General features: G+C 33.9%; 17 protein-coding genes and 1 pseudogene. 15 read left to right on the top strand and 3 right to left on the bottom strand.

Annotated features, from left to right (window positions below; translation table 11 throughout):
• Positions 1-83: 83 nt before the first annotated feature.
• Complete coding sequence (locus tag QJV49_RS02840) at positions 84-1,256, top strand: DUF916 and DUF3324 domain-containing protein (RefSeq protein ID WP_225512086.1); 1,173 nt, start codon at positions 84-86, stop codon at positions 1,254-1,256.
• Positions 1,257-1,337: 81 nt separating this feature from the next.
• The gene (locus tag QJV49_RS02835; RefSeq protein WP_003130721.1) at positions 1,338-1,649 is read left to right on the top strand and encodes a helix-turn-helix transcriptional regulator; all 312 of its coding nucleotides are present in this window, start codon (positions 1,338-1,340) and stop codon (positions 1,647-1,649) included.
• A gap of 76 nt (positions 1,650-1,725) precedes the next feature.
• Here QJV49_RS02835 and queA read toward each other — a convergent pair whose 3' ends face one another.
• Positions 1,726-2,763, bottom strand: coding sequence for a tRNA preQ1(34) S-adenosylmethionine ribosyltransferase-isomerase QueA (gene queA / locus QJV49_RS02830; RefSeq protein ID WP_015426735.1), 1,038 nt, complete (start codon positions 2,761-2,763; stop codon positions 1,726-1,728).
• Between the two features lie 295 nt (positions 2,764-3,058).
• Here queA and QJV49_RS02825 point away from each other — a divergent pair, with 295 nt between their 5' ends.
• Together QJV49_RS02825 and QJV49_RS02820 are read left to right on the top strand one after the other, a co-directional pair.
• Positions 3,059-4,021, top strand: coding sequence for an alpha/beta hydrolase (locus tag QJV49_RS02825; RefSeq protein ID WP_225512087.1), 963 nt, complete (start codon positions 3,059-3,061; stop codon positions 4,019-4,021).
• Between the two features lie 151 nt (positions 4,022-4,172).
• Positions 4,173-4,880 (top strand): glucosamine-6-phosphate deaminase, encoded by a 708-nt coding sequence (locus tag QJV49_RS02820; RefSeq protein WP_225512088.1) that lies wholly within the window; start codon positions 4,173-4,175, stop codon positions 4,878-4,880.
• Between the two features lie 60 nt (positions 4,881-4,940).
• Here the strand turns inward: QJV49_RS02820 and QJV49_RS02815 are convergent, their stop codons facing one another.
• Positions 4,941-6,095: a hydroxymethylglutaryl-CoA synthase gene (locus QJV49_RS02815; RefSeq protein ID WP_225512089.1), complete on the bottom strand. Its 1,155-nt coding sequence runs from the start codon at positions 6,093-6,095 to the stop codon at positions 4,941-4,943.
• 329 nt (positions 6,096-6,424) lie between these two features.
• On the opposite strand from QJV49_RS02815, the gene QJV49_RS02810 reads away from it, so the two are divergent.
• From QJV49_RS02810 to QJV49_RS02785, 6 genes are all read left to right on the top strand, one after another.
• The gene (locus QJV49_RS02810) at positions 6,425-7,564 is read left to right on the top strand and encodes a thiolase family protein (protein ID WP_225512090.1); all 1,140 of its coding nucleotides are present in this window, start codon (positions 6,425-6,427) and stop codon (positions 7,562-7,564) included.
• A gap of 80 nt (positions 7,565-7,644) precedes the next feature.
• A complete protein-coding gene (locus QJV49_RS02805) occupies positions 7,645-8,877 on the top strand; it encodes a hydroxymethylglutaryl-CoA reductase, degradative (RefSeq protein ID WP_225512091.1) in 1,233 nt (410 codons plus the stop codon).
• Between the two features lie 88 nt (positions 8,878-8,965).
• Positions 8,966-9,238, top strand: a complete 273-nt coding sequence (gene rpsP / locus QJV49_RS02800) for a 30S ribosomal protein S16 (protein ID WP_003130711.1) — start codon at positions 8,966-8,968, stop codon at positions 9,236-9,238.
• A gap of 94 nt (positions 9,239-9,332) precedes the next feature.
• Positions 9,333-9,572, top strand: a complete 240-nt coding sequence (locus QJV49_RS02795) for a KH domain-containing protein (RefSeq protein WP_038601504.1) — start codon at positions 9,333-9,335, stop codon at positions 9,570-9,572.
• Positions 9,573-9,836: 264 nt separating this feature from the next.
• Positions 9,837-10,781, top strand: a complete 945-nt coding sequence (hemH, locus tag QJV49_RS02790; protein WP_003130709.1) for a ferrochelatase — start codon at positions 9,837-9,839, stop codon at positions 10,779-10,781.
• 113 nt (positions 10,782-10,894) lie between these two features.
• Entirely contained in the window at positions 10,895-11,749 is an 855-nt protein-coding gene (locus tag QJV49_RS02785) for an alpha/beta hydrolase (protein ID WP_225512092.1), read from the top strand.
• A gap of 73 nt (positions 11,750-11,822) precedes the next feature.
• Here the strand turns inward: QJV49_RS02785 and QJV49_RS02780 are convergent, their stop codons facing one another.
• The gene (locus QJV49_RS02780; RefSeq protein WP_225512093.1) at positions 11,823-12,698 is read right to left on the bottom strand and encodes an AraC family transcriptional regulator; all 876 of its coding nucleotides are present in this window, start codon (positions 12,696-12,698) and stop codon (positions 11,823-11,825) included.
• Positions 12,699-12,811: 113 nt separating this feature from the next.
• On the opposite strand from QJV49_RS02780, the pseudogene QJV49_RS02775 reads away from it, so the two are divergent.
• The 5 genes and pseudogenes from QJV49_RS02775 to QJV49_RS02755 all read left to right on the top strand — a co-directional run.
• A pseudogene (locus tag QJV49_RS02775) lies at positions 12,812-13,285 on the top strand (pyrroline-5-carboxylate reductase family protein); the annotation flags it as partial.
• A gap of 151 nt (positions 13,286-13,436) precedes the next feature.
• A complete protein-coding gene (gene rimM / locus QJV49_RS02770; RefSeq protein WP_012898171.1) occupies positions 13,437-13,952 on the top strand; it encodes a ribosome maturation factor RimM in 516 nt (171 codons plus the stop codon).
• 4 nt (positions 13,953-13,956) lie between these two features.
• Complete coding sequence (trmD, locus tag QJV49_RS02765; protein ID WP_281449175.1) at positions 13,957-14,700, top strand: tRNA (guanosine(37)-N1)-methyltransferase TrmD; 744 nt, start codon at positions 13,957-13,959, stop codon at positions 14,698-14,700.
• A 124-nt stretch (positions 14,701-14,824) separates the two neighbouring features.
• On the top strand, positions 14,825-15,217 hold the full coding sequence (locus QJV49_RS02760) for a DUF1149 family protein (protein WP_015426726.1): 393 nt from the start codon (positions 14,825-14,827) through the stop codon (positions 15,215-15,217).
• Positions 15,218-15,234: 17 nt separating this feature from the next.
• Positions 15,235-16,080 carry a DegV family protein gene (locus QJV49_RS02755; RefSeq protein WP_225512094.1) on the top strand — a complete coding sequence of 282 codons (846 nt, stop codon included), beginning with the start codon at positions 15,235-15,237 and terminating at the stop codon, positions 16,078-16,080.
• The last annotated feature ends 20 nt before the right edge of the window (positions 16,081-16,100 follow it).

The following is a 16,100-nucleotide window of genomic DNA, read 5'->3' as shown; positions in this document are numbered from 1 at the left end:
CTTTGTATAACGGACTTATTTTAATTTTATTATAAGATTTTAATCAAAATACTACAGAGATGTAGTTCTAGAAAGAGAACATAATGAAAATTTATCAAAAAGTTTTACTGTTCATTGCCACTATCTTTACTTTAGGGAGTGTCAGTAAAGAAGTTCATGCAAATGAATTTAATTTTTCTGTGAACCCGGTTCTTCCAGAAAACCAAATTGGCGAGAGCGGATACTTTAATTTACAAATGAGTCCAGGGCAATCGCAAACTTTGACGATTACTCTAAAAAATACTACTGACAAAACAGTAGTGGTTGAAGAAGAAATAGCTAGTGCGACAACAAATATTAACGGTGTGGTTGAATACTCACCAAATAAAATTAAAGCAGATTCAACACTAAAGTATAATCTAGTAGACTATGCCTCAATTCCAAAAGAAGTATCACTACAACCAAACTCTTCACAGCAAGTAAAAGTGAGTGTTACTATGCCAAAGGAAAATTTTAATGGTGTAATTGCTGGTGGAATTACTTTTAAAGAGAAGGACTCAGAGAAAACAAATTCTAATTCTAAGGGATTAAGTATTCAAAATAAATATGCTTACGTTGTTGCTTTACTGATGCAACAAAATAAAAATACTGTTGCGCCTGACTTGAAATTAAATAGTGTAGAGCCTAGTCAGGTTAATTATAGAAATGTAATTAATGCCAATTTACAAAATCCAATGGCTGGATATCTAAATCAAATGTATGTTCAAGCAGAGGTCAAAGGTTTAAGTAATTCTAAATTATCTTATAAGGCAAACAAAGAGATGCTGCAAATGGCACCAAATAGTAATTTTGATTATCCTGTTTCTATTGGTGATGGAAATAAGCTTGAAGCGGGTAAGTATCGTCTATCGATGACAGTATATGGGCAAAAAAATAATGACGGAAAGTTCACTTATGTTGATTCAAAAGGAAAAGAACAAAAATTTGATTATCAATGGAAATTTACAAAAGACTTTACAATATTAGGTAAAACAGCAAGTAAATTAAATTCAAAAGATGTAACTGTTAAAAAGACTCCTTGGTATGAAAATTGGCTTATCTGGTTAGGTTTATTATTAATTCTTTTAGCTCTTTTCTTCTTGTTCTTTATTTTATGGAAGAGACGTAAAAAAGAAGAAGAGGAGCAAGATTTAGAAAAAGAAAAATTAAAAGCTCAACTTGAAGAAATGAGAGAGCAAATAAGTAAAGAAGATAATTCTGATGAGATAGATGTTTAGGTTCTACTTAGATTTTTGAATCATGATTATTTACATTTATTAAAGTTAAGTAAAAGTAAAACAAATTGCAGGAGGTTTTTTATGGCCGAGAATCAGCTATTCTACCCACGGTTAGAAGAATTAATAAGAATATCAAAAAAGTCTTTTAATCAAGTTGAAAGAGATCTAGGATATCCTAGAAATGCGCTTCATAATTATAAAAACGGTGTGGAACCTTCGGGAATTCGATTGATTGAATTGGCACATTATTTCGGAGTAACACCTGAGTATTTGCTAGGAATAAACAATGACCCAAAAAATAATGGAACTAGAATTATTTTTGAAAGTCTTAATGATTATCAGAAAAAAGATTTATGCATTATTTGTCAAGAATGGTTGTTGTCTTCAAAATAGATTAAAGAGAGTATAAACTATAAATAAAAAAAGCCTTATAAGGCTTTTTTATTTATAAAAATTAATTAGAATTTAATTATTTTTTGGGACGAACGAACATTGCATCCCCAAAACTGAAGAAACGATATTTTTCATCAATTGCATGTTGGTAAGCGTCAAGAACAAAATCACGGCCAGCAAAAGCAGCGACTAACATGACCAAAGTTGATTTTGGTAAATGGAAATTGGTGTTAAAAGCATCAACAACTTTCCATTCATAGCCAGGTTTAATGAAAATGTCAGTCCAGCCAGAATCGGCTTGGATATCCCCATCAAATTTACTACCGATGGTTTCCAAAGTACGGATTGATGTTGTTCCAGAAGCAACAATTTTATGTCCACTAGCCTTAACAGCTCTCAATTGTGCAGCCGCCTCTTCAGTTAGACGATAAAATTCGCTGTGCATTTGATGCTCATCAACATTATCCACACTGACAGGACGAAATGTTCCCAAACCAACATGAAGTGTTAATTCAACAATTTTGACTCCTTTGTCAGCAATTTTTTCTAACAATTCAGGTGTATAATGTAGGCCAGCAGTTGGAGCAGCAGCAGAACCATTCTCTTTTGCAAAAACTGTTTGATAACGTTCTTGATCTTCAAGTTGTTCATGAATGTATGGTGGTAGTGGCATTTCGCCTAAGCTTTCCAAGATTTCAAGGAAAATTCCATCGTATTTGAATTCAACAATTCGTCCACCGTGATCAAGAACTTCTACAACGACAGCTTTCAAACGACCATCACCAAAAACGACTTCTTCCCCAACTTTCATTTTGCGAGCGGGTTTTGCCAATGTTTCCCAGCGATTTTGCCCCATATCTTTAAGCAAGAGGAGTTCAATATGTCCACCTGTTTCAGCGCGTTCACCGTGGAGACGAGCCGGGAGTACTCTTGTGTTATTTAGGACAAGAGCATCGCCAGCTTCAAGTTCGTCAATAATATTATAGAAATGTCTATCTTCAAGCTCTTCAGTTTTAGGATCAAGAATCAACAAACGTGATTCAGAACGTTTTTCCAAAGGCGTTTGGGCAATCAATTCTTCTGGCAAATCAAAATCAAAATCATTTATATTCATAAGTTCTTTTTATTTTACTCCATTCCGTAAAAGGATTCTAAAATACATTTATTTTAAACTAGTTTAGTTGATCTAAAGGCAATTTTTATTCCAAATCACTAAATCAATTGGTTGATAAAAAAGCAATGCATATTGTTTTATTATATCATTTTTTGGATAGACTAGCTTTAGGAAGAACGAGAATTATTGTATGACAAAAACACCGTTTTTGTAAGGTTATTACTAAAGAATATAAGAAGTTGCAAAAAAGAAGCTTTAATATTACAATAGTAAAATAAAAATTAAAAGGAATTTTATGAAAAAAAGGAAAAAAATGATTGCTTGGATTTTAGCAGTTTTATCCGTTGTTTTGGTCGGTGGTTATTTTGCAATAGGAAACTATTTTTATGACTTAGCTGTTAACGCACATACCAATAAATCTTTTCTAAGTGCCGGGAGCAAACAGAAACATCTTTCTAAAAAAGAAGAAGAAAGAAAAAAGGAAAATAAAGCATTTTTAGAGGACGCAAAATCCGACGATTGGTATGTTATCTCCTCTGATAAGTTGAAGTTGAAACTCTATGCTGCGGATTATAAGCAACCAACTAAAACAAATAAATGGGCTATTGTTGTTCATGGTTATGGTGGGCAATCGACCGATATGGCAAGTTGGACACGTCATTTTTACAATAAGGGTTATAATGTTGTTACACCAGATTTAAGAGGGCATGGTAAAAGTCAGGGGGATTACATCGGTATGGGCTGGGCTGACCGTGAAGATATGTTGCTTTGGATTGCCAAAATTATTCAAAAAGATCCACAGGCAGAAATTGTCCTATTGGGCGTTTCTATGGGAGGAGCAACAGTGATGAATACTTCAGGCGAAAAGCTCCCCTCTAATGTCAAAGCAATTGTGGAAGATTGTGGGTTCACATCAACAGGTGATGTTTTTGCCTATCAATTAAAACAATTATATGGATTACCAAAATTTCCAGTTCTTTATGCGGCAAATACCGTTGTTAAAATGAGAGCTGGCTATGATATCTTTAAATCTCCGGCAATTAAACAAGTAGCTCAAAGCAAAACACCAATTTTGTTCATTCATGGTGATAAAGATACTTTCGTTCCATTTAAAATGTTAAATCCTCTCTATGATGCAGCAAAAGTTGATAAAGAAAAGCTGATTGTTTATGGGGCGGGTCATGGAGAATCAGAAAAAGTTAACCCAGACTTATATTGGAGCCATATTTGGAATTTTGTTGGAAAATATATGTCTTAATTGATTACAAAAAAGTCCTTTTTTAAAAGGACTTTTTATTTTTGCTAATGTATTTTTTGAAGACAATTTTTAGTTGACATGGAGATAATTTATGATATAATGAAAGTGTAGAAAAATTGATATATACCAATTTAGAAATGGAGCATATAAAATGAAAGTTATTGTAGTAAAAAATCAACTTGAAGGTGGAAAAATCGGACTTGATCTTCTTAAAGAATCAATGGCTAATGGAGCTAAAACATTGGGACTTGCAACAGGTTCAACACCGGTAGAATTTTATAACCAAATTGTTAACTCAGACCTTGATTTTACAGACATGGTTTCAGTAAACTTGGATGAATATGTTGGACTTGACGGTTCAAATGATCAATCTTACCGTTACTTCATGAACAAACATTTGTTTGAAGAAAAACCATTTAAAGAAAATTTCTTACCAAATGGTAAAGCGGCTGATCTTGAAGCTGAAGCAAAACATTACGACCAAATTATTGAAGAAAATCCAATTGACTGGCAAATTCTTGGAATTGGTCAAAATGGACACATTGGTTTTAATGAACCAGGAACACCTGCTGAAATTACAACTCATGTTGTTGACCTTCAAGAAAGCACAATCAAAGCCAACGCACGTTTCTTTGAATCAGAAGCAGATGTACCACGTAAAGCAATTTCAATGGGACTTGCTTCAATTATGAAATCAAAAAATATTGTTTTGATGGCTTATGGTAAAGAAAAAGCTGAAGCAATCAAAGGAATGGTTGAAGGAGAAGTGACAACAGAGCTTCCAGCATCAATTCTTCAAAACCACGCTAATGTTACTGTTATTGCTGATGAAGCAGCTGTATCATTGTTGAACAAATAAAATAAAAAAAAGTCCTGACAGGACTTTTCATTTACTGACAGAAATTCTGTCAGTATTTTTTTATATTTTTTTATACTTACGATGATTATCAACGACTTCTGAAACTGAGTAATCTGTCTCATCATTGAAAGAAATATTATGATTCAAATCTAAATATTGATTGAACATGTTTTCGTATTCAGGAATTGATAGACGAGTTCTTGCATCTAACATTGATTGATGTTCAATTTTTAGCAAATGATTTTCATAGCCTTCAACGAGATCCCCAGAGAAAAATTCAGCAACGGTACCAGAACCATAACTAAAAAGTCCAATACGTTGACCGGCACTCAATTTTTCAGAGTTTTCCAAAAGTGAAATTAAACTCAAATAAAGAGAACCAGTATATAGATTACCCACACGACGATTATAAACGATACCACGTTCAAATTGTTCCATTAATTCTTCAGCATTAGCTGGCTTTTCTGATTCAAGCATTGGTAATAAAGCTTTTTTACCCATTTTAGTATAAGGGGTATGAAAAGCAATAGCTGCAAAGTCTTCAAATTTTAAATTTGTTCTTCTGGTATACTCTTTCCAGATTTTAGCAAAAGCATTGATATATGTTTCATTTGAAAATTTACCATCAACTGAGGGATATGACTGACCAAAAGGACGCCAAAAATCGTAGATATCTTGAGTCAAAGCAACATTATCATTATTTAATGACATAATTCTAGGATTAGCTGTGATAAGCATTGCGACACTTCCAGCCCCCTGAGTAGGCTCTCCACCAGTATTTAGTCCATATTTGGCAATATCAGAAGCAATAACTAAAACCTTAGATTCAGGATTTAAGAGAACGTGGTCACGAGCGAGAGCAAGGCCAGCAGTTGTTGCATAGCATGCTTCTTTCATCTCAATACTTCGAGCAAAAGGTTGGATGCCAAGCAAATCATGAACGACAATAGCAGAAGCTTTTGATTCATCAAGACTTGATTCAGTACCAACAATGACCATATCAATGTCTTTTTTATCTTCCTCAGTCAAAATACTTGCGCCTGCATTAGCTGCAAAAGTAATAATATCTTGAGTAGCAGGATTGACTGCCATTTCATCTTGCCCAATACCAATTTGGAATTTTGCAGGGTCAACATTACGAGCATTTGCTAAATCCCTCATATCAACAAAAGTATTTGGGACAAAAAATCCAAGTTTATCTATACCGACTTTCATATTTTAAAAATTTCCTCACTTATTATTATAAAAGAAAGGAACTCCTTTCAATGTCTTTGGAATGCTTTAATTTTATCATAAAAATACGCTAAATTCTTTGCTAAGATATTTTCTTTCTATAAAATACACACATTTATTTTTTTGTTTATTAATAAAAATGTGAATTAAGTAAATAGATTTATGAATTAGCTACTCCAAAAGATGTTCGATTTAAATTACAAGAAAACTTGAACTCAGTCATTGATTAGATATTGTTTATTAATTTGATGTAAAGAGACTTTGACAAAAGTAGTTTGAAATATGCTATAATGGCTTTCGGAGGTTCATTCGTGAAAGAAATTGTAATCATTGACGCCTTAAGAACACCAGTTGGAAGATACGACGGTGCTCTTGCTGAATATTCAGCAGTAGAACTTGGAACACACGTTGTTTCAAACTTATTGTCAAAACATGAAAATATAAAATCAGATGTTGAACAAGTTATTTTTGGAAATGTTCTTCAATCTGGTAATGGTCAAAATATAGCACGTCAAATTGCGATTCATAGTGGTCTATCTAATACAGTGCCCGCTTCAACAATCAACGAAGTTTGTGGTTCAGGAATGAAAGCAGTGATTTTAGCCAAACAACTTTTACAGCTTGGTGAAGCAGAAGTTGTAATCGCTGGTGGGACTGAATCTATGTCTAATGCCCCAATTATAAAAAATCGCAAAACTCAAGAAGAAACATTAAGTATGTTAAATGATGGCTTAGTTGATGCCTTCTCAGGAATTTCCATGGGGATTATTGGTGAAACTATTGCTGAACAATTTGATATAAGTCGAGCAGACCAAGACGCTTTTGCACAAAACTCCCAAGAAAAAGCAGTTGCTGCAAGTCAAGCTGGAATTTTTAAAGAAGAAATTGTTGCGATTGGAGAAGTCGCAGTCGACGAAACACCACGTCCATCTTCTAGTTTAGAAAAATTATCCACTTTAAGGACAGCTTTTAAAGAAAACGGAACAGTGACAGCAGGTAATTCTTCTCCTGTTAATGATGGAGCTTCAGCTGTCATTCTTGCAACGAAAGACTATGCTGAAAAACATGAGATTCCATACCTAGCAGAACTAGTTGATAGTACAGAAGTTGGAATTGACCCTGCTATTATGGGAGTTTCACCAATTGAAGCTATCAAAAAGTTAATTAATCGTTCAGAGCTTGAACTTTCGGATATTGACCTGTTTGAAATTAATGAAGCATTTGCAGCATCAAGTCTTGCTGTCAATCGTGAACTTGGTTTAAATGAGTCACAAGTCAACATTTATGGTGGTGCAATTGCATTAGGTCATGCTATCGGTTCAAGCGGTTCTAAAATTCTCACAACTTTGTCTTATGCCTTAAAACGTGAGCAAAAACGCTACGGAATTGCCAGTCTTTGTATCGGTGGAGGCCTAGGTTTGGCTGTTCTTTTAAAAAATCCTAACCTTTAAAAATTATTGTGGTTTAAACAAGTAATTTTTAAGAAATTAATGGAGGAATTGCCCAGCTTATCTGGGCATTTTTGGAAAATATGAGAAAAAAATTTTATCAAATGTCGCCTAAAGAGCGATTAGATTCATTGAATCTGTCAGAAGATACTCAGGAAATTTTGAGTGAAATGGCTTTAGATACAAATATTTTAAACAATCTAATTGAAAATCAAATTTCCGAATTTGAATTGCCAATGGGACTTGCTCAAAATTTTGTCATTAATGGAAAAGAATACATAGTTCCGATGGTTACAGAAGAACCATCAGTTATAGCTGCTGCGAGTAATGGAGCAAAAATAGCGGAAAGTTTTACGGCTAAAATAGATGAACGGTTAATGCGTGGGCAAATTGTATTTTATGACGTAAAGAAACCAGAAGAAATTATTAAGAAAATATCTGAATGCAAAAATGAAATATTTGAACAAGCTAAGCTTTCGTATCCTTCAATTAATAAGCGTGGGGGCGGTTTGAGAGAAATTTCGAGCAGACTTTTTTCAAGTGAGAAATTTATTTCAGTTGATTTCAAAGTGGATGTCAAAGATGCAATGGGTGCCAATATTATTAATTCTATATTAGAAGGTGTAGCAGAACTTTTTCGTGGCTGGTTTTCTGAGGAAAAAATTCTGTTTAGCATCCTTTCAAACTATGCAACTGAATCTTTAGTAAAGGTGAGCTGTGAAATTCCAGTTGATGCTCTTTCAAAAAAATCAAATGGTTTAGAAATTGCTCAAAAAATTGCAGTTGCTTCACAATACTCAAAACTTGACCCTTACCGTGCTAGCACGCATAATAAAGGAATTATGAATGGGATTAATGCTGTAATTCTTGCAACAGGAAATGATACGCGAGCTATTTCAGCAGCAATTCATGCTTATGCAGCAAAAGAAGGAACGTATCAAGGTTTGGCTAAATGGGAAGTTCATGCTGAAAAGTTATTTGGAGAGTTAGAAATTCCTTTACCTGTGGCGACCGTTGGTGGTGGGGTGAAAGTCTTACCCAAAGCACAAGCGGCAATGGAAATTTTAGGAATCACAGATGCTAGAGAACTGGCCAAAGTTATCGCCGCAGTTGGCTTAGCACAAAATTTAGCAGCTTTGCGCGCACTTGTTTCAGAAGGAATTCAACAAGGACATATGAGCTTACAGGCTCGCTCTTTGGCATTATCCGTGGGTGCAAAAGCAGATGAGATAGCAGTCATAAGTCAACAACTTCGGCAGGAAAAAGTGATGAATCAAGAAGTAGCTCGCCGTTTATTAAATAGTCTCAGAAACTAAAAAAGAGCTGTCAAGATTTTTTCTTGACAGGGCGAAATTAGTCTGCTATAATATTAAATATAATAAAAATAGAAATAGGAAATATAAAATGTCTGTAAAAATTCGTTTGACTCGTATGGGTTCTAAGAAAAAACCTTTCTACCGTATCAATGTTGCTGATTCACGTGCTCCACGTGATGGTAAATTCATCGAAACAGTTGGGACTTATAACCCACTTGTAACTGAAGAGCAAGTAACTCTTAAAGAAGAACGCGTATTGGAATGGTTGAGCAAAGGAGCACAACCTTCAGATACAGTTCGTAACCTTCTTTCAAAAGCTGGCGTTATGAAAAAATTCCACGAATCAAAACTTTCTAAATAATTTTTGAGATAAGCTGCTTTTTAGCAGCTTTTCGTGAATAAAGGAATCCATATATTGAACTTGAAGATTTTTCAAGTTAGAGTAGAGGTAAGAAATGCAAAAAGATGTGAAAGAATTAGTTCTAACAATTGTTAAACCATTGGTTACTCAACCAGATGAAGTCTCTTTGGAACTCATTGAGGGTGAGGAATTTATGGAATATCACCTTAAAGTTGCGGAGGCTGATATCGGTCGAATTATCGGACGTCAAGGTCGGATTATTCAAGCAATTCGCACAGTGGTTTACTTTGTTCCTGTAGAAGGAAAAAAAGTTCGACTTCTTGTTGATCAATAAGAACTAAAGGCTCACTTAGTGGGTCTTTTATTTTTGCTACTGATTCGGATTTTACTTATTTTAAAGTAAATTAAATATTAAAAGAGTTGGAAGAGCGAGGCCTTTTTTTAGATTAGACGAATATTCCTAATAATAATCAAAGACTTCTTTAAGATTCACTTTAATTGTATGAAAAATTATGCTAGAATGAAAAATATTGATTAACAAATGTAGATACAATCGGTTATAAATATAAATAAACTGATTTTTTATATAGGTGGAATAATGGATAAGAAAAAAGGAATCTTATTAGTAGCTTTGGGAACTCCGCGCTCATGTGAAGCAGATGATGTGAGGGATTATTTAAAAGAATTTTTGGGTGACCCTCTTGTTATACAAAAACCAAGATGGCTTTGGTTGCCGATTTTAAATGGAATTATTTTAAAAGTTAGACCGCAAAAATCAGCAGAGATGTATAAAAAAATCTGGACAGATGAAGGTTCCCCTTTGATGATTTACACAGTAGCACAAGCAAAGCAACTACAGGATATGCGCGAAGATTTTGATGTTCGTTTTGCCATGACTTACGGAGAGCCACGCATTGATAAAGTAATCGCTGAGATGAAAGAATCTGGTGTTGAAGAAATTACTGTTCTTCCACTTTACCCCCAATATTCTTTAACAACAGTTGAACCTGTAATTCAACAAGTTAAAAAAATTGATGATAAGATAAAAGTAATTAGAGATTTCCACAAAGTAGAATCTTATAGCGATTTACTTGCAGAGTCTATTAGAGAAAAGTGGCAAGCAAATGACTATGATAAATTGGTCCTTAGCTATCATGGAATTCCCTTGTCCTACGTGACCAAGAAAAAAGATGCTTATGAAGAGCAATGTAAAGAAACAACACGTTTGGTAGTAAGTAAACTTGGTTTGAGGGAAGAAGAATACGAGCATACTTATCAATCAAAATTTGGTCCTGAAAAATGGTTAGAACCTGCGACTATTGATAGAGTTGCTGAACTTCCCAAAGAAAATGCTAAAAAAGTATTGATCTGTTCACCAGCCTTTGTTGCAGATTGTTTAGAAACTTTATTTGAATTAGAAATTGAAAATAAAGAAGTATTTGTTGAAAATGGCGGAGAAACATTTGATTTTGTTCATCCTTTTAATGACTCTTTAGACTTTACTAGAGTATTAAGTGAAGTAGTTGACCAAAATAGACTCTGAGAAATAAAATCATTATTTTATTAGTTTTGGCCTTTAAATTTTATAACATTACTAAAGAGAAATAGGATTTGTTATAATGGTTCAAAAGATGCTAAAAATAGTAAGGAAATCCAATGAAAAAACAGTATGAAATTATTTCAATGAAAGACCATTACCGAATTCGCCTTGGAATTTTTGAGCCAGACCAAAAAGCAAAAGCGGTAGTACAATTAGTTCATGGATTTGGTGAATACACAGGTCATTATCTCTATTTAATTAATGAATTAGTCAATGCTGGTTTTATTTGCCTAATGCATGATCAGAGAGGGCATGGTGTTTTAGCAGCTGCTAACCCAAAACTTCAAGGACGAGCTAGAGCTTACGAGAGCCTAATTAGTGATGTCTTAGAAGTGAGGAAGATAATTGGTAAAAAGTATCCAAAACTACCGGTTTATCTGTTTGGACATAGTATGGGGGGAAATATTTCACTCAATGTTCTTCTAAGAAATATTGAAAATCAAAAACTTTACCAAAAAGCAGTAATTGAATCTCCTTGGCTAGCGCTGACAAATCCACCAGCCGTGCCGCTTCAAAGACTGGCAGGCTTTTTAGGAAAAATAAGTCCAAAAATTCGAGTTCGTACAGGTTTAAAAGTTGAAGCAATTTCTCACCGAAACGATTTAGTAGATTTAGTAACTAAAGATGGAATATACCACGAACTTCTTTCTTTGCGACTCTTTTCACAGATTATGGAAGCGGGGCGTTTTGTGCAAAGTCAGGCTGGGAAATTGAAAATACCAACTTTACTATTTTGTGGTGAATCAGATCAGATTTGTTCGCCTGTGGCCATTCGCTCATTTGCAAATAATGCTGGAGAAAATTTAGAATTAATAGAGATTGCAGACGGTTACCATGCACTCCATTTAGATACTGAAGCAGACAAGTTCATTGAAAAAATTAAAAGTTTTTTTCTAGAAGAAAATTTTTAATTAGGTTTAATTAGAATTGAAGTAAATATAGTAAAAGAGTCATTCGATTTGAATGGCTCTTTTTTTAATAAAATCAGAAAATAATTTTATTTTGTTTTCGATATTCTCCAGGAGTCATTCCAACTTGTGTTTTAAAAAGTTTAAAAAAATAGGTCTTGTCTGAATATCCGATTTTTCCGAGAATTTCCTGGATAGATAAATTAGTTTGAGTAAGATAATTTTTAGCGTGCTTAATTCGATAAGTGGTAAGCCAAGTGGAATAGCTTAAACCAGTTTGATGCTTGATAAGTGAAGAAAGATAATTGGGATGAAAATAAAATTTGGTAGATAATTCCTCTAAGCTTGCTGTACGAATATTATTTTCAATGTAGGAAAGAATTTCTTTTATAAGTACACTAGAGGAAATATTGGAATCTTTAAGGATTAAATACTCTTCAGAGTGATGACTTAATTCAACAATCAATAAAATAAAGGCAGCTTTTGTAACTTTATTATTAAAGTAACACATTTTTACAACTTGTTTTAAAAGGAGTAAGGCGTAAAAGTGTGTATCCTCAAGGATTGTGAATTGATAGATACAGAAGTGACTTATTTGCTCACTATCTTTTTCAATACTTTCAACAAAGAAGCGATAAAGCATCGGTTCTTCAATGATTTGACTGAGGAGAGAATCATCAAAATATTCAGGTTTAAAATAAAAACCAATGATGACTGTCTCATCTGATAATTCTTGATAATCAATTTTTGTCCATTTATTAGCCAGAATAAGACTTCCTTCTTGATAAATTGATTTCTTGTTATCTAGGTAAAGGGATATTTTGCCTGACAGAACATAAATAATTCTAATGTAAGGAGCAGAATAGGTTAATAAACCTGAAGTATTTTGACAAACTAAAGCTGCAATTTCTCGATTTGGATTATTCGCAAATTCTTCTAGTTCTTCAATCATTCCTGATTCACTTTTTATATAGCAATCAAGTGTCTTTAAAAAGTCCCAAAAATGGGTAAATTGTTCTCTAGATACTTTATACATTTTTTTCCAATTTAAGAAGTAAAGAAGAAGTTTCCATCGTCCGAGTTATGCCAAACGTTAATGCCATGATTGGTAAAGGGGCTGCTGCGGTTTGTGGAAATGAATTTGCAAGTAAAGAGCAAGTAAGTTATGTTCAAAATATGTTTCAATCCCTCGGTATGGCTTGGATTTTACCGGAAAAGGATTTTTCAAACTTTACTGCTCTAGCTGGAAGCTCTCCTGCCTATGCTTATCTTTTCATTGATAGTATCGCTCGTGCAGGTGTAAAAAATGGACTTCCAAAAGATCTAGCAACTCAAATTGCTGCTCAAGCTGTCTTAGAGAGTGCAGCGATGATTCTTGAGAGTGCTGAAAATCCATGGACCTTGATTGATAGAGTTTCTTCTCCAGGAGGAACAACAGTTGCTGGTTTGATTGCTCTAGAAGATGAGGGATTTATTTCAACTGTTGTTAAAGGAATTGATGCAACTATCATTAAAGACATCGAACTTAATAGTAAATAGTCTGATTTATATGATAAATAATTTATGTTATTAAAAAGCAAGAGAGAGTTTTCTTGCTTTATTTTTTTATAAAAAGAAATTCTAATTATAAAATTTACTTAAAAATAGTTTCATTTAAATCAGGGGTTATTAGGTATGGTATAATTGTAGAATGGAAAAATTTTACAAGGTAGGAACAATTGTTAACACACAAGGACTTCAAGGAGAGGTTCGTGTGATGCCATCGACAGATTTTGCTCAAGAACGCTTCTCAAAAGGTTCAGTTTTGGCACTTTTCGATGATAAGGATAATTATATTCAAGATTTAAAGGTGAAGTCTGGTCGCCCACAAAAGAATTTTTATGTCGTTAAATTTGAAGGATTTTATCATATTAATGATGTTGAAAAGTATAAGGGATATATTGTCAAAATTGCAGAAGAAAACCAAGAGGATTTAGATGATGGCGAATTTTACTATCATGAAATCATTGGCAGTGATGTTTATGAAAATGATGTCCTAATTGGTCAAATTTCTGAAATACTTCAACCAGGGGCTAATGATGTTTGGGTTGTTAAACGTAAAGGAAAACGTGATTTATTATTGCCTTATATTCCGCCAGTTATCTTAAATGTAGATGTGAGTCAACACCGAGTGGACGTATCTATTATGGAAGGATTGGATGACTAGAAATATGAGAATTGATATCTTAAGTATCTTTCCGGAAATGTTTGGCCCACTTAATCAGTCAATCGTAGGTAAAGCTCAAGATAAAGGTATTTTGGAGCTACATACACATGATTTTCGGGAAAATGCAACGAATAAACAACGTCATGTTGATGATATGCCTTATGGTGGTGGTCAAGGGATGTTATTAATGCCACAGCCAATCTTTGACACAATGGATAAAATACCTCAGAAGTCTGAAAAACCTGCGCGTGTTATTCTTTTAGACCCAGCTGGGAAAAAATTTGACCAAAAAATGGCCGAAGAATTATCTCAAGAAAAGCAATTAATTTTTATTTGCGGACATTATGAAGGCTACGATGAACGTATTAAAACATTGGTGACGGATGAAATTTCATTGGGAGATTTTGTTTTAACTGGTGGAGAAGTTGCAGCAACAGTAATGGTTGATGCGGTTGTGCGTTTAATACCGGGTGTTTTAGGAAAAGCGGCTAGTCATGAAGATGATTCTTTTTCTAGTGGACTTTTAGAATATCCGCAATATACTCGCCCAGAAGATTTCAGAGGAATGAAAGTTCCAGAAGTGTTATTGAGTGGTCATCATGAAAATATCCGAAAATGTCGGTTAAAAGAATCTTTGAAAAAGACCTTAGAACGTCGTCCAGATTTATTAGATAAATATGAGGCCAATGATGAGGAACTAAAAATGCTACAATTATTGCATGAAAATGTTCAAGATGTGGTAGAATGAAGTAGTGTTAAGATTTTAGTTGAATATTGGGGAATATCCTTTAAAGTTGAATGATGAAATCTTTGTTCTTATTGTTCATATCTGGATATGACTAAATTTATAATAAAAAATAGGGGATTTTAAAATGGCTTTAACGATTGAACGAGAACAAGAATTTGTCAACCAATTTCATTATGATGCTCGTAATTATGAATGGGAAAAAGAAAATGGAACACCTGAGACTAATCTAAATGTTCAATTTCAACTTGTTCCAAAAGAACAACTTGAAAAACTTGGTGAAGGTGATACTGGTATTCACGCTGTTTTGACTTACTTGATTGTACTGGATAATATTGTACTTTCTGGTTTTGTGAGTCAATTGAACTATGTACGTGGACAAATTATTAAAGAACAAGAAGAACTTGAACAAGAGGAATTAGCTCAACTTGCGGCGCCTTTGTTTGAACTTCTTAAACGTTTGGTCTATGAAACAACTGAGGTTGCTTTAGACCAGCCTGGAATAAACTTGGAATTTTAATTAATAGAATAGAATTTATGAAATTAGCTGTTATTACTGACTCTTCGGCGGATTTTGCTGAAAAATATAAAACTTACGAAAATCTTTTTGTCTTAGATATTCCAATTTCCATTGATGGAGTGGATTATGATTTGCAAAAAATTTCTCATGAAGAATGGTACGACCTTATGGCGGAGGCCCAAGAAGTACCTAAAACATCACAACCTAGTGTCGCTGAACTTGATAGCCTTTTAAAAGACTTAGAAAAACAAGGATATACTCATGTTTTAGGCCTATTCTTACCAGCAGCAATTTCTGGTTTTTACCAAAATATCTTTTACTTACAAAGTGAATATGAGCAAATGAAAGTAGTCTTTCCTGAAACTTTTATTACCTCAAGTCCTTTGGGGTATATGGTGGAAACAGTATTGGATTTGGCAGAAGCTGATGTCGAATTTGAAGAAATTATCGCAAAGTTTGAAGAACAAAGAGATGGTGACCGTGCCTATATGCTTGTTGATGATTTGCATTGGTTAGCAAAAGGTGGACGTTTGTCTAATGGTGCGGCTGTGCTCGGAACTTTATTAAATATTAAGCCTGTGCTAACTTTTAGTACTGAAGGTAAGGTAGAAGTTTTTGAAAAAGTTCGGACTGTGAAAAAAACGATGAGCCGGATGAAGGAACTTTTGTTAAAAGACGCCAAAGATCCTTTGGCATACAAAGTTTATGTTATTCATACTAGAGCTGAAGAACGAGCACAAGAATTATACGATTATGCTTTATCTCAAGGTTTTGATGATGTTGAAATCGTCACTTTTGGGCCTGTTATCGCAACTCATTTGGGCTTGAATACAGTGGCTTATGGTATTTCACCTAAAAAATAAAGCACGTTTTTGCGTGCTTT

The sequence above is a fragment of the Lactococcus sp. NH2-7C genome, from assembly GCF_029953655.1.
GTDB lineage: Bacteria > Bacillota > Bacilli > Lactobacillales > Streptococcaceae > Lactococcus > Lactococcus lactis.
This window is presented reverse-complemented; position numbering and strand designations above follow the sequence as displayed.